This is a genomic window from Gemmatimonadaceae bacterium (genome assembly GCA_035633115.1).
GTDB lineage: Bacteria > Gemmatimonadota > Gemmatimonadetes > Gemmatimonadales > Gemmatimonadaceae > UBA4720.
Map to the genome: position 1 here is coordinate 17,100 of DASQFN010000073.1, position 16,075 is coordinate 33,174.

General features: G+C 61.9%; 15 protein-coding genes. 11 read left to right on the forward strand and 4 right to left on the reverse strand.

All coding sequences use genetic code 11. The annotated features are described in order from the left end of the window. Window position 1: 1 nt before the first annotated feature. The 5 genes from VES88_09055 (at window position 2) to VES88_09075 (ending at window position 4,375) form a co-directional block, all read left to right on the forward strand. On the forward strand, window positions 2–502 hold the full coding sequence (locus VES88_09055) for a GNAT family N-acetyltransferase (protein HYN81635.1): 501 nt from the start codon (window positions 2–4) through the stop codon (window positions 500–502). Between the two features lie 148 nt (window positions 503–650). After that, complete coding sequence (locus VES88_09060) at window positions 651–920, forward strand: hypothetical protein (protein HYN81636.1); 270 nt, start codon at window positions 651–653, stop codon at window positions 918–920. Window positions 921–1,079: 159 nt separating this feature from the next. Then, window positions 1,080–1,553 carry a cupin domain-containing protein gene (locus VES88_09065; GenBank protein HYN81637.1) on the forward strand — a complete coding sequence of 158 codons (474 nt, stop codon included), beginning with the start codon at window positions 1,080–1,082 and terminating at the stop codon, window positions 1,551–1,553. After that, on the forward strand, window positions 1,550–2,104 hold the full coding sequence (locus VES88_09070; protein ID HYN81638.1) for a hypothetical protein: 555 nt from the start codon (window positions 1,550–1,552) through the stop codon (window positions 2,102–2,104). The genes VES88_09065 and VES88_09070 overlap by 4 nt, the downstream gene beginning before the upstream one ends. Window positions 2,105–2,137: 33 nt before the next feature. Then, entirely contained in the window at window positions 2,138–4,375 is a 2,238-nt protein-coding gene (locus VES88_09075) for a protein kinase (GenBank protein ID HYN81639.1), read from the forward strand. Between the two features lie 19 nt (window positions 4,376–4,394). Here VES88_09075 and VES88_09080 read toward each other — a convergent pair whose 3' ends face one another. Then, complete coding sequence (locus tag VES88_09080; protein ID HYN81640.1) at window positions 4,395–5,327, reverse strand: bifunctional helix-turn-helix transcriptional regulator/GNAT family N-acetyltransferase; 933 nt, start codon at window positions 5,325–5,327, stop codon at window positions 4,395–4,397. 233 nt (window positions 5,328–5,560) lie between these two features. Beyond that, window positions 5,561–7,204, reverse strand: a complete 1,644-nt coding sequence (locus tag VES88_09085; GenBank protein HYN81641.1) for a PKD domain-containing protein — start codon at window positions 7,202–7,204, stop codon at window positions 5,561–5,563. A 158-nt stretch (window positions 7,205–7,362) separates the two neighbouring features. Here VES88_09085 and VES88_09090 point away from each other — a divergent pair, with 158 nt between their 5' ends. Then, window positions 7,363–7,842: a hypothetical protein gene (locus VES88_09090; protein ID HYN81642.1), complete on the forward strand. Its 480-nt coding sequence runs from the start codon at window positions 7,363–7,365 to the stop codon at window positions 7,840–7,842. An 88-nt stretch (window positions 7,843–7,930) separates the two neighbouring features. Here VES88_09090 and VES88_09095 read toward each other — a convergent pair whose 3' ends face one another. Continuing rightward, entirely contained in the window at window positions 7,931–9,625 is a 1,695-nt protein-coding gene (locus VES88_09095; protein HYN81643.1) for a hypothetical protein, read from the reverse strand. A 150-nt stretch (window positions 9,626–9,775) separates the two neighbouring features. Here VES88_09095 and VES88_09100 point away from each other — a divergent pair, with 150 nt between their 5' ends. The 5 genes from VES88_09100 (at window position 9,776) to VES88_09120 (ending at window position 15,586) form a co-directional block, all read left to right on the forward strand. Beyond that, window positions 9,776–11,368: a metallopeptidase TldD-related protein gene (locus VES88_09100; GenBank protein ID HYN81644.1), complete on the forward strand. Its 1,593-nt coding sequence runs from the start codon at window positions 9,776–9,778 to the stop codon at window positions 11,366–11,368. Further along, a complete protein-coding gene (locus VES88_09105; GenBank protein HYN81645.1) occupies window positions 11,365–12,786 on the forward strand; it encodes a TldD/PmbA family protein in 1,422 nt (473 codons plus the stop codon). The genes VES88_09100 and VES88_09105 overlap by 4 nt, the downstream gene beginning before the upstream one ends. A gap of 22 nt (window positions 12,787–12,808) precedes the next feature. Further along, window positions 12,809–13,591: an intradiol ring-cleavage dioxygenase gene (locus tag VES88_09110; GenBank protein ID HYN81646.1), complete on the forward strand. Its 783-nt coding sequence runs from the start codon at window positions 12,809–12,811 to the stop codon at window positions 13,589–13,591. 123 nt (window positions 13,592–13,714) lie between these two features. Further along, window positions 13,715–14,404: a hypothetical protein gene (locus VES88_09115; GenBank protein HYN81647.1), complete on the forward strand. Its 690-nt coding sequence runs from the start codon at window positions 13,715–13,717 to the stop codon at window positions 14,402–14,404. Window positions 14,405–14,851: 447 nt separating this feature from the next. Continuing rightward, window positions 14,852–15,586 carry an SIMPL domain-containing protein gene (locus tag VES88_09120; GenBank protein ID HYN81648.1) on the forward strand — a complete coding sequence of 245 codons (735 nt, stop codon included), beginning with the start codon at window positions 14,852–14,854 and terminating at the stop codon, window positions 15,584–15,586. 107 nt (window positions 15,587–15,693) lie between these two features. Here the strand turns inward: VES88_09120 and VES88_09125 are convergent, their stop codons facing one another. Beyond that, entirely contained in the window at window positions 15,694–16,050 is a 357-nt protein-coding gene (locus VES88_09125) for a DUF6265 family protein (protein HYN81649.1), read from the reverse strand. Window positions 16,051–16,075 lie beyond the last annotated feature (25 nt).

Genomic DNA, 16,075 nt, shown 5'->3' on the forward strand with positions numbered 1-16,075 from the left:
AATGCAAGGTTCGGCGCCGGCGCTTGCGCTGCGAGCTGTCACGCCCGCCGACGCCGATTGGATAAGACAACACGTTACCGATCGCTGGCATGCGGAGACGGTCGTCGCGCACGGTGAGGTGTTCCGTCCTCATGAGCTGCCTGGGTTTATCGCGCTGTGGGACGGAGAGCCGGTTGGTCTGGTCACCTATCGCATCGATGGTGACGGTTGCGAGATCGTCACCATCGACACCACCCGGCCCGGCTCAGGTATCGGCACAAGGTTGATCGACAGTGTGAAGGAAGTCGCCGAGCAAGCGCGTTGTCGCAGACTCTGGCTCCTGACGACGAATGACAATCTTCACGCACTGGGCTTTTACCAGAAGCGCGGCTTTTCTCTTGTGCGTGTACATGTCGGAGCAGCGAACGATGCCAGGCGGCTCAAGCCAAGCATTCCATTGATAGGGTTTCAGGGCATCCCGGTCAGGGACGACATCGAGCTCGAGATGCAGCTCGGCCGATGATTGCTCGCACGTCTGGCTTAGTGGTCGTGGCAACGATCGCATCCTGCACTCAATCGACTCACGAAGCTTCGTCATCCGTGCTCAGGCGGCGCTTGACTAGCTTTACAATGCAAAGTACTTTAGGGGAGATTCCTACACGGAGATTCAGATGTCGATGAAAGCCTTGCACGCCCTCGTCACCCTCGTCCTCGGATTCGCCGTCGGCATCGTATGGCTCAGGACATTCTGGAGCGACACGCACCGGGTGCCCCCGGCCATCCTCGCTGCGCCTGTTGCGGCTGGCGTCCTCGGCCTGGCGCACTGGATCGCATACGACTTCTCCCTCGCGCACTGGGCCGGCGACTTCAGCCTGCTGCAGGCGCTGTTCAACATTTCGGTCGCGGCCGCTCTGCTCATGAGGCGGACGCAGCGCGCGTGACTTCGACCTAAACGCGCGACCTGACGTGCTCCTCTATCCGGCGGTCAGGGACCAGCCAGATCAAAGCCACTGTGACATAAAGAACGTGATCCGCTCCGTGGCCTGCGAGACGGGCGTGCTCATGCTTCGATTTCTCCATGACGGGCTGGAGGCTTGAATATGCGAATGCCACACGACGAAGGGGAAATCAGAGTGACCGATGAATCGACCGAACTCGGCGCAGGCATCGAAGGCAACGATGGAATTTTCGTTCTCCGTGCCAGCGAGGCTACGCGAAGCTGGAATGGAATTCGTTACAAGACAGGCCTCTCGGCGAAGAACGTGGGCGCGCGCCAGTTATCGATGAACGTGGCGACCATCCCGCCTGGAGGCGTCGCGTACGCCCACATTCATGTGGGTTTCGAGGTGATGCTCTACATCCTGGAGGGTCGCGTTCGACACGACTTCGGCGATCGCCTGGCGCAGAGCATCGAGAATTCAGCGGGTGACTTCATCTTCATCGAGCCGGGCATTCCGCACGAGGTCTGCAATCTGAGCTCAACCGAGCCGGTGGTCGCGGTGGTTGCGCGGTCCGACGCCAGTGAGTGGGAGCACATCGTCGACTACCCGAGCGAGCGCCGGCCGCGCGCGTGACGATCCTCGACGAATTTCTTCCGAAGCATCATTTCAACGAGTTCCATTCCACGCGAGTCCACGCGCCGCCAGAGGCCGTGTACGCCGCTGCAAGGCAGGTTACCGCGCGCGAGATCAGGCTTTTTCGAGTTCTCACCTGGATACGCTCCCCGCACATCGACAAGGCACCCGAAAGCATTCTCGCTCCGCCGCCTGATTCACCCGTGATCGACGTTGCGTTGCGGTCGGGCTTTCAGCTCCTTGGCGAATCGCCTCCGCAGGAAATTGTTTTCGGCATGGTCCAGGGTCGCGAGCCGTACGCCACCACCCATCCTACTCCGCAGGATTTCAACGACCTGCGTCGGCCGGGCTACGCCAAGATCGCGATGAACTTCCACGTTTCTCCGGCGTCGAACGGATGGTCCACCCTGAGCACGGAGACTCGCATCTTCTGCACCGATGCGACTGCGCGCCGCCGCTTCGGCCGCTATTGGCGCATGATTCATCCGGGGAGTGCATTGATCAGACTCATGTGGCTCAGGGCAATCAAGTCGAGAGCAGAACGCCGTTAGCGAGTTTATCTTGGTAAGACCTCCTCGACTGCAATGACTGGAACATCGGAATCGACCGCCGTCGGCTTGCTCGACCAATACGCCATCGAGCGTGAGCTCGGAAGCGGCGGCATGGCGGTCGTGCATCTTGCCGAAGAGAGAAAGCATGCTCGCAAGGTCGCGATAAAAATCCTGCGGGCGGAGTTCACGGCATCCGTAGGAGCCGAGCGCTTCCTGCGCGAGATCGGAATCGCCGCGCGGCTTTCGCATCCACATATCGTTCCACTCATCGATTCCGGCGAGACTGAAGGGCAGCTCTACTACGTGTCGCCGTACGTGCCCGGCGGCTCGCTCCGAGACAGGCTTCGCCGCGAGAAGAAGCTTTCGCTGCGCGAGACACAGCGAATCACGCAGCAGATTGCGACGGCACTCGATTACGCTCATCGGAATGGTTTCGTCCATCGCGACGTGAAGCCTGAGAACATCCTGTTCGCCGACGGGCACGCGCTGCTCGCCGACTTCGGCATCGCTCACGCCCGGCGGGTGGCCGGCGGCGACGCGATCAGTGAAAGTGGGTTGGCAGTGGGCACGCCCGCTTACATGAGTCCCGAACAGGCAACGGCGGAAGAAAATCTCGATGGTTCGTCCGACATTTACAGTCTGGCGTGCGTGGTTTATGAGATGCTCACCGGCGAGCCGCCATTTCACGGCTACAGCGCACGGGCCGTAATGGTCCGGCACGTGATGGAGACTCCCAGGCCCGCTCGCGCTCTGCAGCCCGACGTCCCGCCGGGAGTGGAACGGGCGCTTGCGCGCGCGTTGGCCAAGCGTCCCGAGGAGAGATTCGCGGGCGTGCTGGATTTCGCCGCCGCCATCGAGGGAGTTGGGCCGGACGGCGGCGTCGGTTTTTCCGCCGCGGTGCGCACTGTTGCCGTGCTGCCCTTCGTGAACGCGAGCTCCGATCCCGAGAACGAATACCTCAGCGACGGGATCACGGATGAGCTGATCAACGCTCTGGCGAAGGTCGAGGGTCTTCGCGTTGCGTCGCGAACGTCGGTTTTCGCACTAAAGGGTAAACCGCAGGACGTGCGTGCCATCGGCGCGCTGCTCGGCGCGTCGGTTGTGCTCGAGGGCACGGTGAGAAAGTCGCTCGAGCGGCTGCGGGTCACGGCACAGCTCACATCAGCCGACGATGGAAGGCTGCTGTGGTCCGAGCGATTCGATCGCACCGTCAGCGATATGTTCGACATTCAGGATGAGCTCGCCGACATCATCGTGACGACGCTGCGCGGGACCTGGCTCGCCGAGCTCGACCAGCCTCTCCCCAAGCGCTATACCGAGAGCATCTCCGCTTACGGACTCTACCTCAAAGGTCGCTACGCCTGGAACAAGCGCACACAGGAGGGAGTGGCTGAGGGAATCGAGTACTTCGAGAAGGCGATCGCCGAAGATCCGGGCTACGCGCTCGCTTACACCGGGCTTGCAGATTCCTACGCGCTGCACGTGGACTACCGCAACGTTCACGTGAGCAGTGGCTTCGAGCGAGCGAAGGAATACGCGAAAAAAGCTCTCGAGCTGGATGATTCACTGGCTGAGGCTCACGCCTCGCTCGCGTGGACGCTTTTCATCTACGACTGGGACTGGGAAGGCGCGACGCGTGAGTTCCGGCGCGCGATCGAGCTCGATACCCGCTACGCAACCGCGCACCAATGGTATGCCTTCCTTCTCGCATCTCAGCAGCGGCTGGATGAGGCGCTCGTCGAGGCGCACACGTCGCAGGAGCTCGACCCCGCCTCGGTGTCCATTCGCCGGTCACTCGGCTACGCGTATCTCTACGCCCGCCGCTACGAGCAGGCGTGCTACCACGAGACGCGCGCGATCGCGATGAACCCCGCGGGCGAGGAGAGCTACCGTGTGCTCGGGCTGGCGCTGACGCTGGGCGGGCAGCATGAGGAAGCGGAGCGCGTGCTGCGCGAGGCAACGACCCTTGCCGCTGCGGGGACGTATACGAAAGCGACTCTGGCTTACGCGCTGGCGCGAAACGGAAAGCGTGAATACGGCGAGGCCCTGGCTATAGAACTGGCTGAAAAGCGCGAGCTCGATTACGTGTCGCCCGTCGAGCTGGCGACGCTCCACATCGCTCTCGGGAACACGGAGAGTGCTCTGGACTGGATGCAGCGCGCCTATGACGAGCGAAGGGGTTGGATGGCCTATCTCAAGGTGCATCCGATCCTCGACCCCTTGCGTGATGAGCCCCGCTTTCAGGCGCTCGTGGCGAGGATGCGACTGTAGCTCGAGTTGTCTGAGCGATTCAAAGCTTCAGGTCCCACGTCTGACCCACGAGGCCGCTTCCAAACAGGGTGTGCGGCTCCTCTTTGGCGAGCTTGAAGCCTCTGCTCTCGTAGATGCGGCGCGCCGCATGAAGGACGTCGTTCGTCCACAGTGTCAGCTTCCGGTAGCCGGCACGTCCGGCGAACGCGATGCACTCGTCGACCAGGCGACTTCCGAGACCCACGCTTCGCGCTTCAGGCTCGACGAGAAGGAGACGCAGCTTCGCCGTGGTGTCGGATTTTCGGACGACGAAGACCGAACCGACACGTCTGGCATCGAGCTCGGCGATCCAGCAGCGATCACTCACGGGGTCGAAGTTGCGTATGAAATCTGAGACGATTCCTGCGACAATTCCCTCGAATCGCTCGTCCCAGCCGTATTCGCTCGAATAGAGTGCACCATGTCGTTCCACGACCCAGCCCATGTCGCCGGGACGGTGTGAGCGAAGCTTGATCCGTCCGGCATCCGGGGTCCCAACGCCAGGCGAGAGCAAGCCTTCGATCGCGCCCATTGCATCGGCGAGCTGCTGCTGGGCCGCACCGGACAAGACCGCTAGGATTTTGCCGATCTGATCGCTCGATCGGTAATCGAGGCTCCTGAATGCGGCGCGACCGGATGGAGTGAGATCCAGAATCTGCTGCCGTCCGTCATTCGACGAGCGTGAACGCCGGATCAGGTGCCGTCGCTCGAGTGAGCGCAGGCTTCGGCTGAGGTACCCGAAATCCATGTCCAGCTTTCGGCTGAGCTCGACGGCGATGATCCGCTTTCCCGTGCCCAGCTCGTACAGAATGCGCGCCTCGGCGAGCGAGAACGGCGTTCGAAGGCGGCGCTCTTGGAGAAGGCCGACGTGTCTCGTGTAGAACCGGTTGAACTTTCGCACGGATCGTATCGTCGTGCGCGACGGTCGTGCCATGCCCGCTCCCCGTCCGATCTTTCTTCAAGGGGAGCAGAATTAGTTGACTTTGTCAAGTATCTCGCCTACGCGACAAATCGACGCGTGAATGCCCCGAATGGTGAAGCGAGGCGAGCGGATGAGCCTTACAGCGCTGGAACAAGCTGGCGATAGCACTCCGAAATTCCAGCCTACGCCATCATCCGCCAGCCCCCTTCAGGGAGCGCGAAACTAGTCGCGCTCCCTCCGCCGCATCATGAGCATCGGTTCGGATTGCATTTCACCCGTCTCGTCGCGGTCGACTGGCTCCACGTAGGCGTTGTGGTGAGCCTCACGGTGTAGGTCCACCTCGCCCTGAACGTATGCGACGTGGTCACACCGGTGGCTGTTGCCCCGTTGCCGAAATCCCAGCTGTACGACAACGCGCCGGTCGACGTGCTCGCGTTGAACGAGCACGTCAGGCCTGAGCAGCTCGTGGTGAAGAGCGCAACCGATGGCTCCGGCGGCGGTGGGGGCGGCGGCGGTGGAGGTGCGACAGTGTAGCTCAGCTTGTAAATCGTTCCGCTCTGATCGTCCGAGATGTAGATGGCCCCGTCCGGTGCAACAGCCGCATCGACGGGGCGGCCCCAGTTCGTCCCACCGGTCAACCATCCCGTGACGAGATCCATCTGTGCAGCAGGAAGCTGCGTCGTCGGATCCCAGGGGAAATAGACAACCTTGTAGCCGGTCTTCGCCGCGCGGTTCCACGAGCCGTGCAATGGAACGACCGCGCCGTTCTGGTAATCGCTCGGCGCATTTGTCCCTTGCAGGAAGATCAGTCCCAGCGGCGCCGAGTGCGCCTGGATTCCCTTGTCGATGCGGTCGGCGGCGCTGCAGTCGAGGCGCGAGCCATCGGCGTTCTGCTCGACATCGCGGTCGAACGGCATGCTGTTCATGCCGCTCGGCGAATCCGGATTCGGGTTGCAGAACGGCCAGCCGTAATTTCCGCCATCACGAATTCGGGTGAACTCGTCCGGCGGATGGTTGTCCACGTACGACTGCATCACTTTGCCGTAGTCGTCCGTGCCGTCGCCGCTCCAGTCGTTATGGAACGGGTAGGCGATGTTGTCGCGGTTGTTGATGACTACCCAGAGGGTGCTTGTTCCCGGGACATGGGCGAGTCCTTCCGCGTTACGAACGCCGCGCGCGAAGATCCGGCCGCCGGTCCCGTCGGCGTTGTACAGGTAGATCGAGGCGCGTACCGGATTGCTCTGAGTATCGGAGAGGCACGCGTTGCACGATGACGCAATGGAGACGTAAAGCGAGTTTCCGTTGAGGGCGATGTTCTTCAGCGCGTGACCACCACCACCGGGAAGACTGGGGATGACGACCTGTCGCCCCTGTCCTGTGAGGTCGCCGCTCGTGTACGTGTAGCGCGCAACCTTGTCGGTCTCGGCCACATATAGGTAGGTAGTCCCGTTCAATGTGTGAAATACGATGTCGTGCGGCTGATTCAGTCCCGACGCCCACGTGGAGACCGTGGGATCAGCGCCGTTCACCCCGGGACGCACGATGCGGACGCTGCCTGCGCCGGGGTTCGACACGAGAACATCTCCGTTTGGCGCAACAGCCATGAAGCGCGCTCCACCGATACGAGCAAAGACCGAGATGGAGAAGTTCGGCGGGATGGTGAGATAGCGATCGACGTCGAAAGGCGCCGTGCGCATACTCGCCGGCACCTGCACCAGCACAGTCAGCGAAGCGGCCGGAGGAGCCACGGTAGTGGATGCGATGCGCTGATTGTCTGCGCCGGGTCCGGTGACGGGGGGCGCGACGTCTTTCGAGCAAGCGGCAAGGACCAGCAGCGGCCAAACGGCTCTGCGTGCCGACAGAAGCTTCGACGAGATGTGTAGCGGCATTTGCATCCTCGAGGCGCGGTGAAGCTTGTTATTCAAGCCGCAACAACTGCGCCCTTTTCACCTGGGGGCGATCGCTTGCAGCGAGCGCCCGTGACCGCCATGTTCATCGGCTGGCTCATGTCGGTATCGCGATTCGATCTCTTTCCCGGAGGATTTTGATGCGCCTAATTACCCTGCTCTGCTCCGCCGCTCTTCTCATCGCGTGCGCGAAGACCGAGGATGCGCCGCCAGTGGATACGGGAATGGCGGTTGCGCCGGCAACTGTCCCCGAAGCAGCGCCCGCTGCTGCTCCCATCGATCTCAAGACTGTCGCGGGGAAATACGCTTTCACAGGAAAGAATGAAGCGGGTGACACCACGCTCGTGACCTACGAGCTCGATGCGACCGCCGACACAACCGGCTGGATGCTCACCTTTCCAAAGCGGAAGCCGATCGCGCAGCGCGTCATCTCTGTTGCAGGCGACAGCATTGTCCTCGAGTCAGGTCCTTACGCCAGCGAGATCTACAAGGGCGTTCAGGTCCGAACGCACACGGTCTACCGGCTCAAGGATGGAAAACTCGTCGGGCGAACTGTTGCCCGGTACGAAGGGGGGCCCGACTCAGTCCGCATCGTGATGAGCGAAGGAATCCGGAAGTAGGCTCTGCCACGCACTCACCGAACCCGTAAACTGATTTCAGCTCGAGGATCGGAAGGGCGCGCGACAACGTCGCGCGCCCTTCCGTACATCAGCGAGGGCTCGGCGCGGCGCCGTTCTGCTGGAATATGATATCCACTGGAATCCTCTTCGCCTTCAGCCGGTCCAGATCGCGCTGCAGCTCCGGCGAGATCTTCCCGTACTGTTCCTGGAAAACGCCGAGTCCCTCGTAGTCTCCGTTGCCTTGCATCGTGAGGATGCGGTTAGACAGTGAATCCGTCCCCGCTCGGAATTTTGGGAAATCAACGCGATACCTGCCGCTCGCCGAGTCGCGCGTGAACGCCCCCATCTGCTGGAGGTAGTTGAATGCCGCGACGTTCGCTCGCCCGTGCGCGCCGGCACCGCCGAATCTCGCTGATCGGAACAAGCCCGCCATGAAGCTCACGTAGTTACCGCGAATGTCCTCCCCGGGCAGGTCACCCCGCGCGTTCAGAACCTGCACCATGTGAAGCCCGAGAATGTCTGCCTTCCCTTCCTCGACCGCGCCGTAGCGCTCCTTGAGTGCCGTTCGCACGGGCCCCTTGCCGTTGATCGTATTCTTGATGCCAAGCCCGTGCGCAACTTCGTGGAACATCGTGTTCTCGAAGAACGCGTTGAAGCTGAGGAACGCGAGCTGAGTCTCGTCTATCAGCTCCTGCGCAATCGGCAGAAGGATCTTGTCGAATTTTGCCTGCATCACGTTCTTCAGCTGAAGCCGGCGGGTTCCCTTCCTCAGCTGAACTTCTTCATCGTTCGGAAGATTGATGGCGATCGTCTTCGCCCCTGAGTTCGCCTGCCCCGAGTAGTAGATCGCATCGTAGGCGTTGAGATCGGAATCCGTTCCCGGCGTTTCTCTCTTGTATTCGGCGGCGACCGGCAGACCCCTCTGAAGTGCAGGAAGCATTGCTGCGTATCTCGAGAGGCGCTGGCTCCAGCTCTTGTCCTTGATCAGTACGAGTCCCTCGTTTGCCGCCTTGTAGCCGTAGAGCTCGTCCTCGTACGTCTCGATCGGACCGATGACGATGTCGATGCCGTTCGACTTCATGTCCATCCACGCGAGATCGCTCGGCTGATAGTTGTCGGTGACCAGCGCATCCGCTCGCATTGCGAGATACCGCCGGAGCCCTGCGTCCTCCGCGAGAACAGCGGCCTCCCGCAGCTTTGCGGCTGCGACCTCATTGTGCGCCTTGAACGCGACCTTGTAGGGGACCGCTTCGAGCCCGCCTCCCGCGGCTCGCCGCACCACGGTGTAAAGACTCTTCAGCGAATCCGCGCGCGCAGCCGGCCCCTTCGCAACGGCGGAATCCAACTCTGCTTTCGTGATGTCATGTGGATAGAGGTTCGCTCCGGGCGGGCGCGCACCCACGCCGGGAACGAAGGGCGCGTTGTCGTCGAGCCGGTCCCACGGGCCGTAGTTGATGTCGACGAACTGTTTCATCTGGGCATCGCTTATGGAAGCGATCAGCGAATCGCGGTTCCCATAAGACTGAATCCAGTAGATGGAATCCATCGCCTGTGCCGCCTGGATGAGGAGCGGGATCATCTGCCGCTCCTTGACAGTGAGCGGCGTCGTATCCGCAACGAGCGCGACCGTCGTGTACTTCCCCATGCGGTCGGCAACCGATTGCGCGACACTGCTGGAATCACGCGCAGAATCCGCGGACCCCGTTGACGCGCCCTGCTCGAGACAGCCTGCCGAGACCGCGACAAAGGCGAATGCTGCTGCGGTGCGGATCTGATGCGACATGGTTTCTCTCTCCGATGTAACTGCGCGAGAAAGCGAGAACACCCGACACCGATTTCTGCGTGGATACGTCGATCGAGAATCGGCTGCGGCCAGGTTGACACGCGCATGTTCCGCGCCGTACCCTAAGGCTCAACCGGAGCCACTCGAGCCATGTCTACGACCCGCCGCGACTTCCTCAAATCCTCAGCGGCTGCAGCCGCCATACTCGGCTCACGCGCTGCCCTCGGACAGCCGTTGATAGCCACTTCGCTCGCGCCGCCAAGTACCGACGCGTACATCGAAGACCTCGCAATGGAGGCGCTGAATGCCGCCAAAGCCGCGGGCGCCACTTACGCCGACGTCCGCATCGGACGGTACAGGCGCCAGTCTATCAACACGCGCGAGCAGCAGATCACGAGCGTGAGCGACAGCGAGTCATATGGTATAGGAGTTCGCACCCTCGTAGGTGGAGCATGGGGCTTCGCGGCAACCGCAACCATGACTCCCGCCGGCGCACAACAGGCGGCGCAGCAGGCAGCGCGTCTTTCACGCGCGGCAAAGTCCGTCCAGAAGAAACCCGTCGAACTCGCGCCGACTCCGGCGGTGAAAGGAACGTGGCGCACGCCGGTCACACGTGATCCGGTGGACGTTCCAATCGAGGAGAAGGTCGCACTGCTTCTTGCCGCCAACGCAGCGGCGATGAAGGTGCCGAAGATTCGCTTCGCCACTTCCGGATTGCAGGCGCTTCGTGAAGAGAAGACTCTCGCAACTACCGACGGAACGCTCATCACACAGACGTACGTGCGCGTCAATCCATCGTTCACTGCAACAGCTGTTGGCGACGGTGACTTCCAGAGCTACACCGAGGAGCTGGCTCCGCGGTCGTCGGGCTGGGAGTACATCCAGTCACTCAACATGCCGGGCAACGGAGAGCGATGGGGATCGCTTGCCGCGGAGAAGCTCACCGCGCGCTCGGTCGAGGTTGGCCGCTACGATCTCATTCTCGACCCGACGAATCTCTGGCTCACGATCCATGAATCCATCGGGCATCCGACGGAGCTCGACCGCGCTGTCGGCCAGGAGGCGAATTACGCGGGCACGAGCTTCGTCGCTCCTCCGGAGAAGATGATCAACAAGCTCAAGTACGGCTCGCCCATCATGAACGTGCAGGCAGATCGTACGCAGGAGGGCTCGCTCTCGCGCACGATGTGGGACGACGAAGGCGTTCCGGCGGACAAGTGGCTGCTGATCGAGAAAGGAATCTTCAAGGACTATCAGACGACGAGAGAGCAGGCTGCGTGGATCGCCGCGCTCACTGGAGTCAAAAGGTCGCATGGATGTTCATTCGCGGACTCGTGGTCCAGCGTTCAGTTCCAGCGGATGCCCAACGTCTCGCTGTTGCCGGGTGACAAGGACATCGGACTCGACGACATCGTCGCCGCAACCGAGCGCGGCATCGTCGTGAAAAACCGCGGCTCGTGGTCCATCGATCACCAGCGGTACAACTTCCAGTTCTCGGGCCAGGCGTTCTACGAGGTGAGGAACGGCAAGATCACGGGGATGCTCAAGGACGTGGCGTATCAGGCGCGCACGCCGGATTTCTGGAACAGCATGGACATGATCGGCGGGCCGAAGAGCTACTGGCTCGGCGGGTCGTTCAACGATGGAAAGGGTGAGCCGGGCCAGTCGAATTCCGTGTCGCACGGATGCGTGCCCGCGCGCTTCAAGCAGGTGAACATCGTGAACACCGGGAGGACTGCATGAGCCCGCGCAGTCTTTACGGTCGCGCGTCGACTCCGGCCGCGGCTGCCCTGCTTTCACGCGATCAGGCGAAGTCGCTCGCCGACCGGATCCTCGCGATGGGGAAAGCCCACGAAACGCGCGTCAACATCTCGAGCGACTGGACCGGCAATACGCGGTTCGCCGGCGGAGAGATTACGACGTCTGGAGAGACGAACGATGCGACGGTAACGGTAACGAGCACGGTCGGAAAGCGGCGCGCCTCGGTCACCACGAATGTCGTTGACGACGCGTCATTGAAGCGAACAGTGGACCTTGCCGAGCGGCTTGCGAAGCTGGCGCCTGACGACCCTGAAGTGATGCCTGAGCTGGGGCCGCAAACTTATTCTCCGGTAACCGGTTACATCGATCGAACAGCTGACCTCGGACCGGAAGCCCGGGCGGCCGCAACAAAGCGTGTGATCGATCATGCAACGTCGGCTGGGACTGCTCTCGGAGGCCTGTTCGTCGCCGGCTATCTCGAAGCCAACGCGCTGTCGCGGGCAGTCGCGACAACGAAAGGATTGTTCGCCTATCACCGCTCGACCGACGCGAATCTGTCCGCAACGGTGAGGACACCCGACGGGACCGGATCCGGTTGGGCATCAGCTGGCGCGCGCGACTGGCAGAACATCAACGCGGCAGCACTCGGCTCACGCGCTGCGCAGAAAGCTGTCGCATCGCGAAATCCAACAGCGATAGAGCCCGGCGCGTATACGGTCGTGCTCGAGCCTCAGGCAGTCGCCGATCTCGTACCGCTGCTGGGCGCCGCATTCAACGCCCGCACCGCCGACGAGGGACGAAGTCCGTTCTCCAAGCGAGGAGGTGGGACGAAGATCGGTGAGAAAATTGTCGATGAGCGCGTGACGATTTATTCCGATCCGACTGACGCGGATCTCCTGGCGCAGCCGTTCGACGCCGAGGGTCTTCCCATCAAGCGCAACGTGTGGATCGAGAACGGCGTGCTGAAGAATCTCTCGTACTCCAGATTCTGGGCGCAGAGGCAGGGCAAGCAGCCAACCGGCGGAGGCGGAGGAGGCGGCGGCGGGGGCGGCGGCTTCGGCGGATTTCCCGGCGGGCTCAAGATGGTCGGCGGAAGCAAGTCCACGGACGATCTGATTGCGGGTACGGATCGCGGAATTCTGGTCACGCACTTTTTCTACATTCGCTCTCTCGATCCACGCACGGTGCTGCTCACTGGCCTGACTCGCGACGGGACGTTCCTGATCGAGAACGGAAAGATCACCCGCAGTCTCAAGAATTTCAGGTGGAACGAGAGCCCGCTGTTCATGCTGAACAAGCTCGATGAGATCGGGCGCGCCGAACCGACCGCGGCTGGTCAGGTAATGCCGAGCATCAAGGCAAGGGATTTCACGTTTACGTCACTCTCCGACGCGGTGTAACGGATAACAGAACGAGGACAGAATGGAAAACGACGATCGTCAGATTGGACATGTAGTCACGAGACGCGAGGCAATCATTCTGCTCGGCGCAGCAGGGGCTTCGCTCATCGCGGGATGCTCGAGCGGGCAGTCATCGGCGGCCACGTCGAACGAGACTCTGGACGCATCGAATCCTCGGACCGCGAATGCCACCGCGGGCGGGCCCCCCCAGGGGTGTGTCGTGAGACCGGCACAGACGGAAGGACCGTATTTCGTCGACGAAAAGCTCAATCGCTCCGACATTCGCTCAGATCCGTCGGACGGATCCGTGAGGCCGGGAACGCCGCTCGAGGTGACGTTCGTCGTGTCGCAGCTCGGCAAGGGTGCCTGCACGCCGGTGGCGGGAGCGGTTGTCGACGTGTGGCACTGCGACGCGGCGGGGGTCTACTCAGACGTAGAGGACCCGAGCTTCGATACACGCGGCAAGAAGTACCTGCGCGGATATCAGGTGACCGACGCCGCCGGGCGTGCAAAATTCGCAACGATCTACCCTGGCTGGTATCAAGGCCGCGCGGTGCATATTCATTTCACCGTCCGCACCAACCCCGGGGCGGCGACAGCGCATCAGTTCACGTCGCAGATTTATTTCGAAGACGCCGTCAACGACAAGGTCTTCTCGCGGCCACCGTATGTCCCAGCACAGGACAGGATGAAGAATGAGCGCGACGGAATCTTTCGCCGTGGCGGCTCCCAGCTGATTCTGCCGGTGAACGCGGCAGGAAGCGGCTATTCCGGGACGTTCGACATTGCGCTCGACGTGGCGTAAGAATCCTTCCGCCTCCGGGCCCGCTTGCTTCGCGAGATTACGAAACAGCGTGGATGAAACTGACGTAGATTCGGGATACGCGTATCTTCTGACGTTCACGAGACCCGCACCTCTCGAAAGGTGATGATCCAGCAACAGGCACCGTCCCACCCCACGATCCCGAATGCACCTCTTCTGGCGCCCTCGCAAATCACGATCACGGGGCTGCCTTCCGGCCCGTCAGCCATCTATCGCGGATTTCGCGCGCAGCGGGAGGAGCTCGGGGATCAGCTGAGCAATCTTCAGGAGACGCGCGATGAGCTGGCCCGCGAGCTGTTGCAGGTACCGGCGGGCACACCGGGTCGAACCGGCATCGAGCAGCGGATCACGTCACTCGACGAGCGGATCGCGGTGATGGACAAGCAGATCGCCGAAGCCGACGCTCAGGTGGCGAAAGCCGCATCGGTGCCCGGCGCGATCGTCGAGCCTCCGCGCATTGTGAGGGAGGGCCCGCCCGAAGAAGCATTCATCATGGGCATGGTATTCATCTTTGTCGTGATGCTTCCACTCACGATAGCTTACTCCCGCCGCATCTGGCGCCGTAGCGGAACAGTGATCGCCGCCTTTCCGAAGGAGATCGCCGAGAGACTCGGACGACTCGAGCAGGCCGCCGAGGCGACAGCTCTGGAAGTCGAGCGCATCGGTGAGGGGCAGCGATTTTTAACGCGCCTCTTCACCGAGGGACCCCAGGCACACGCTCTGAGCGCCGGAGCTTCCGGGCGCGGAAGCATGGTCGAGCACAAACCAAGTGATGCGGGGCCGGCTGTCCGGTAATAGACTGGAGCGCTCCTGAGGCGCGTCAGACCTGCAGTGCCCCTCTCGTCCGAGGGTCGCGAATGAGCGAAGTCACCACGCGGCTGTTCCGCACTGGCCGATCGCTACCGCATCGGGCGCCGCTGATGGGTTCCTGTATTACGTCATGCCGTTCGTTCGCGGCGAATCGCTTCGCGACCGTCTCAGCCGCGAGAAACAGCTAGGCGTAGGTTCTTTCACAACGTCATCACCGCCGAAACGCGGGACCGGCTCGTCTCGATAATTGCCACACTCCTGGATCGCGACGGAATCGACGGCATCATCCTCGGCGGCACGGAGCTGTCGCTCATTCTTACCGACCCCAGCTACGCCGGCCTTCCCGTCCTCGACACGACGCAGATACACGTGCAGCGGATTGTAGACGAAGCTCTCGCATAGTATTTTCGCAGCCCTTAACAACCGAAAATCATGGCAACAGCTCGTGAGCTCGCCGCCGCCGGCATCATCGCCGCGGGCCTTGCAATAGGCGGCCTCTTCATCGGAGGCGGGGTCGCGCGAATGCGAACCGGCGACCGCTACGTCACGGTCAAGGGAATCTCGGAGCGCGAGGTCCGGGCCGATCTCGCAATCTGGCCGCTCCGGATCGTGGCTGCGGATAACGACCTCGGCCGCGCGCACGCGCAGATTCAGGAAAGCGTCGGGAAGATCCGAACGTTCCTCGTGGCGCATCAGCTCGATACCGCGCAGGCCGAGCTCCAGGAGTTCTCCGTCTCTGATGCCGCTACGAATCAGTACGGGCCGCGCGATGGCGCAGGCTCGCGATACGTGATTCGACAAACCGTCGTAGTCCGGTCGCTCAAGCCTGACCTGGTACTCGCTGCGAGCCAGCGGGTCGGCGAGCTCGTCAGCGCGGGAGTGGTGTTGTCATCAGGCGGCGAGTACGGCAGCGGCGGGCCCACGTTTGTGTTCACCGGCCTCAACAAGCTCAAGCCGCAGATGATCGGTGAGGCGACTGCGCGCGCGCGTGAAGCGGCGGAGCAATTCGCGCGCGATTCGCAAAGCGGGATTGGCGGGATCCGACGAGCGACCCAGGGAGTATTCGAGATCCTTCCGCGAGACCAGGCGCAGGGCATTTCGGAAGCGAGCCAGATCGTCAAGACAGTTCGAGTTGTATCGACGATCGACTACGCTCTCGACAATTAAGACAGGGACTCTGCGCCGAGAAACACCTTTAGCTTGATCTGGAAAGCTATTGTTAGATAACGATTTAACTGCGCATGCCTAATGCTTCACGTTGTTGCGCACGCGTCTCATTTTTCGCAGGAATGCCGCACGTACACGAATTCGATCCTCCTGTTCTTACCGCCGATATTCCCATCGGTGCGGGCATAGAGTGAATCCGTTCCGCGGCGGGCATAGCTGACACTCTGCGGGTAGTCGTGCGCCGGATTCGAGAACGTAACGGAGCTATCGGTCAGGGTCTCTTCATTAAACTCCGCGAGCTTCTGCCCCGACGGCTGAGCCACGAACACAAGCTTGCCGCTGCGCTCCAGGATCCGGGTGAACTCGTAGTTCGTGGTGGTGTCACCGCTCGGACGATGGCGAATCGTTCGGCCAAGGCCCATCATCGCGACGCCAAGTGTCAGGGCTAGCAGCCAGCGAGACAATCTGATTCTGCACCACGCCTCCAGT

What these genes read in the sequence shown, in the direction of transcription:
- VES88_09055 (HYN81635.1), top strand. Translation starts at nt 2, where the DNA reads ATGCAAGGTTCGGCGCCGGCGCTTGCGCTGCGAGCTGTCACGCCCGCC.
- VES88_09060 (HYN81636.1), top strand. Translation starts at nt 651, where the DNA reads ATGTCGATGAAAGCCTTGCACGCCCTCGTCACCCTCGTCCTCGGATTC.
- VES88_09065 (HYN81637.1), top strand. Translation starts at nt 1,080, where the DNA reads ATGCGAATGCCACACGACGAAGGGGAAATCAGAGTGACCGATGAATCG.
- VES88_09075 (HYN81639.1), top strand. Translation starts at nt 2,138, where the DNA reads ATGACTGGAACATCGGAATCGACCGCCGTCGGCTTGCTCGACCAATAC.
- VES88_09080 (HYN81640.1), bottom strand. Translation starts at nt 5,327, where the DNA reads ATGGCACGACCGTCGCGCACGACGATACGATCCGTGCGAAAGTTCAAC.
- VES88_09085 (HYN81641.1), bottom strand. Translation starts at nt 7,204, where the DNA reads ATGCCGCTACACATCTCGTCGAAGCTTCTGTCGGCACGCAGAGCCGTT.
- VES88_09090 (HYN81642.1), top strand. Translation starts at nt 7,363, where the DNA reads ATGCGCCTAATTACCCTGCTCTGCTCCGCCGCTCTTCTCATCGCGTGC.
- VES88_09095 (HYN81643.1), bottom strand. Translation starts at nt 9,625, where the DNA reads ATGTCGCATCAGATCCGCACCGCAGCAGCATTCGCCTTTGTCGCGGTC.
- VES88_09100 (HYN81644.1), top strand. Translation starts at nt 9,776, where the DNA reads ATGTCTACGACCCGCCGCGACTTCCTCAAATCCTCAGCGGCTGCAGCC.
- VES88_09105 (HYN81645.1), top strand. Translation starts at nt 11,365, where the DNA reads ATGAGCCCGCGCAGTCTTTACGGTCGCGCGTCGACTCCGGCCGCGGCT.
- VES88_09110 (HYN81646.1), top strand. Translation starts at nt 12,809, where the DNA reads ATGGAAAACGACGATCGTCAGATTGGACATGTAGTCACGAGACGCGAG.
- VES88_09115 (HYN81647.1), top strand. Translation starts at nt 13,715, where the DNA reads ATGATCCAGCAACAGGCACCGTCCCACCCCACGATCCCGAATGCACCT.
- VES88_09120 (HYN81648.1), top strand. Translation starts at nt 14,852, where the DNA reads ATGGCAACAGCTCGTGAGCTCGCCGCCGCCGGCATCATCGCCGCGGGC.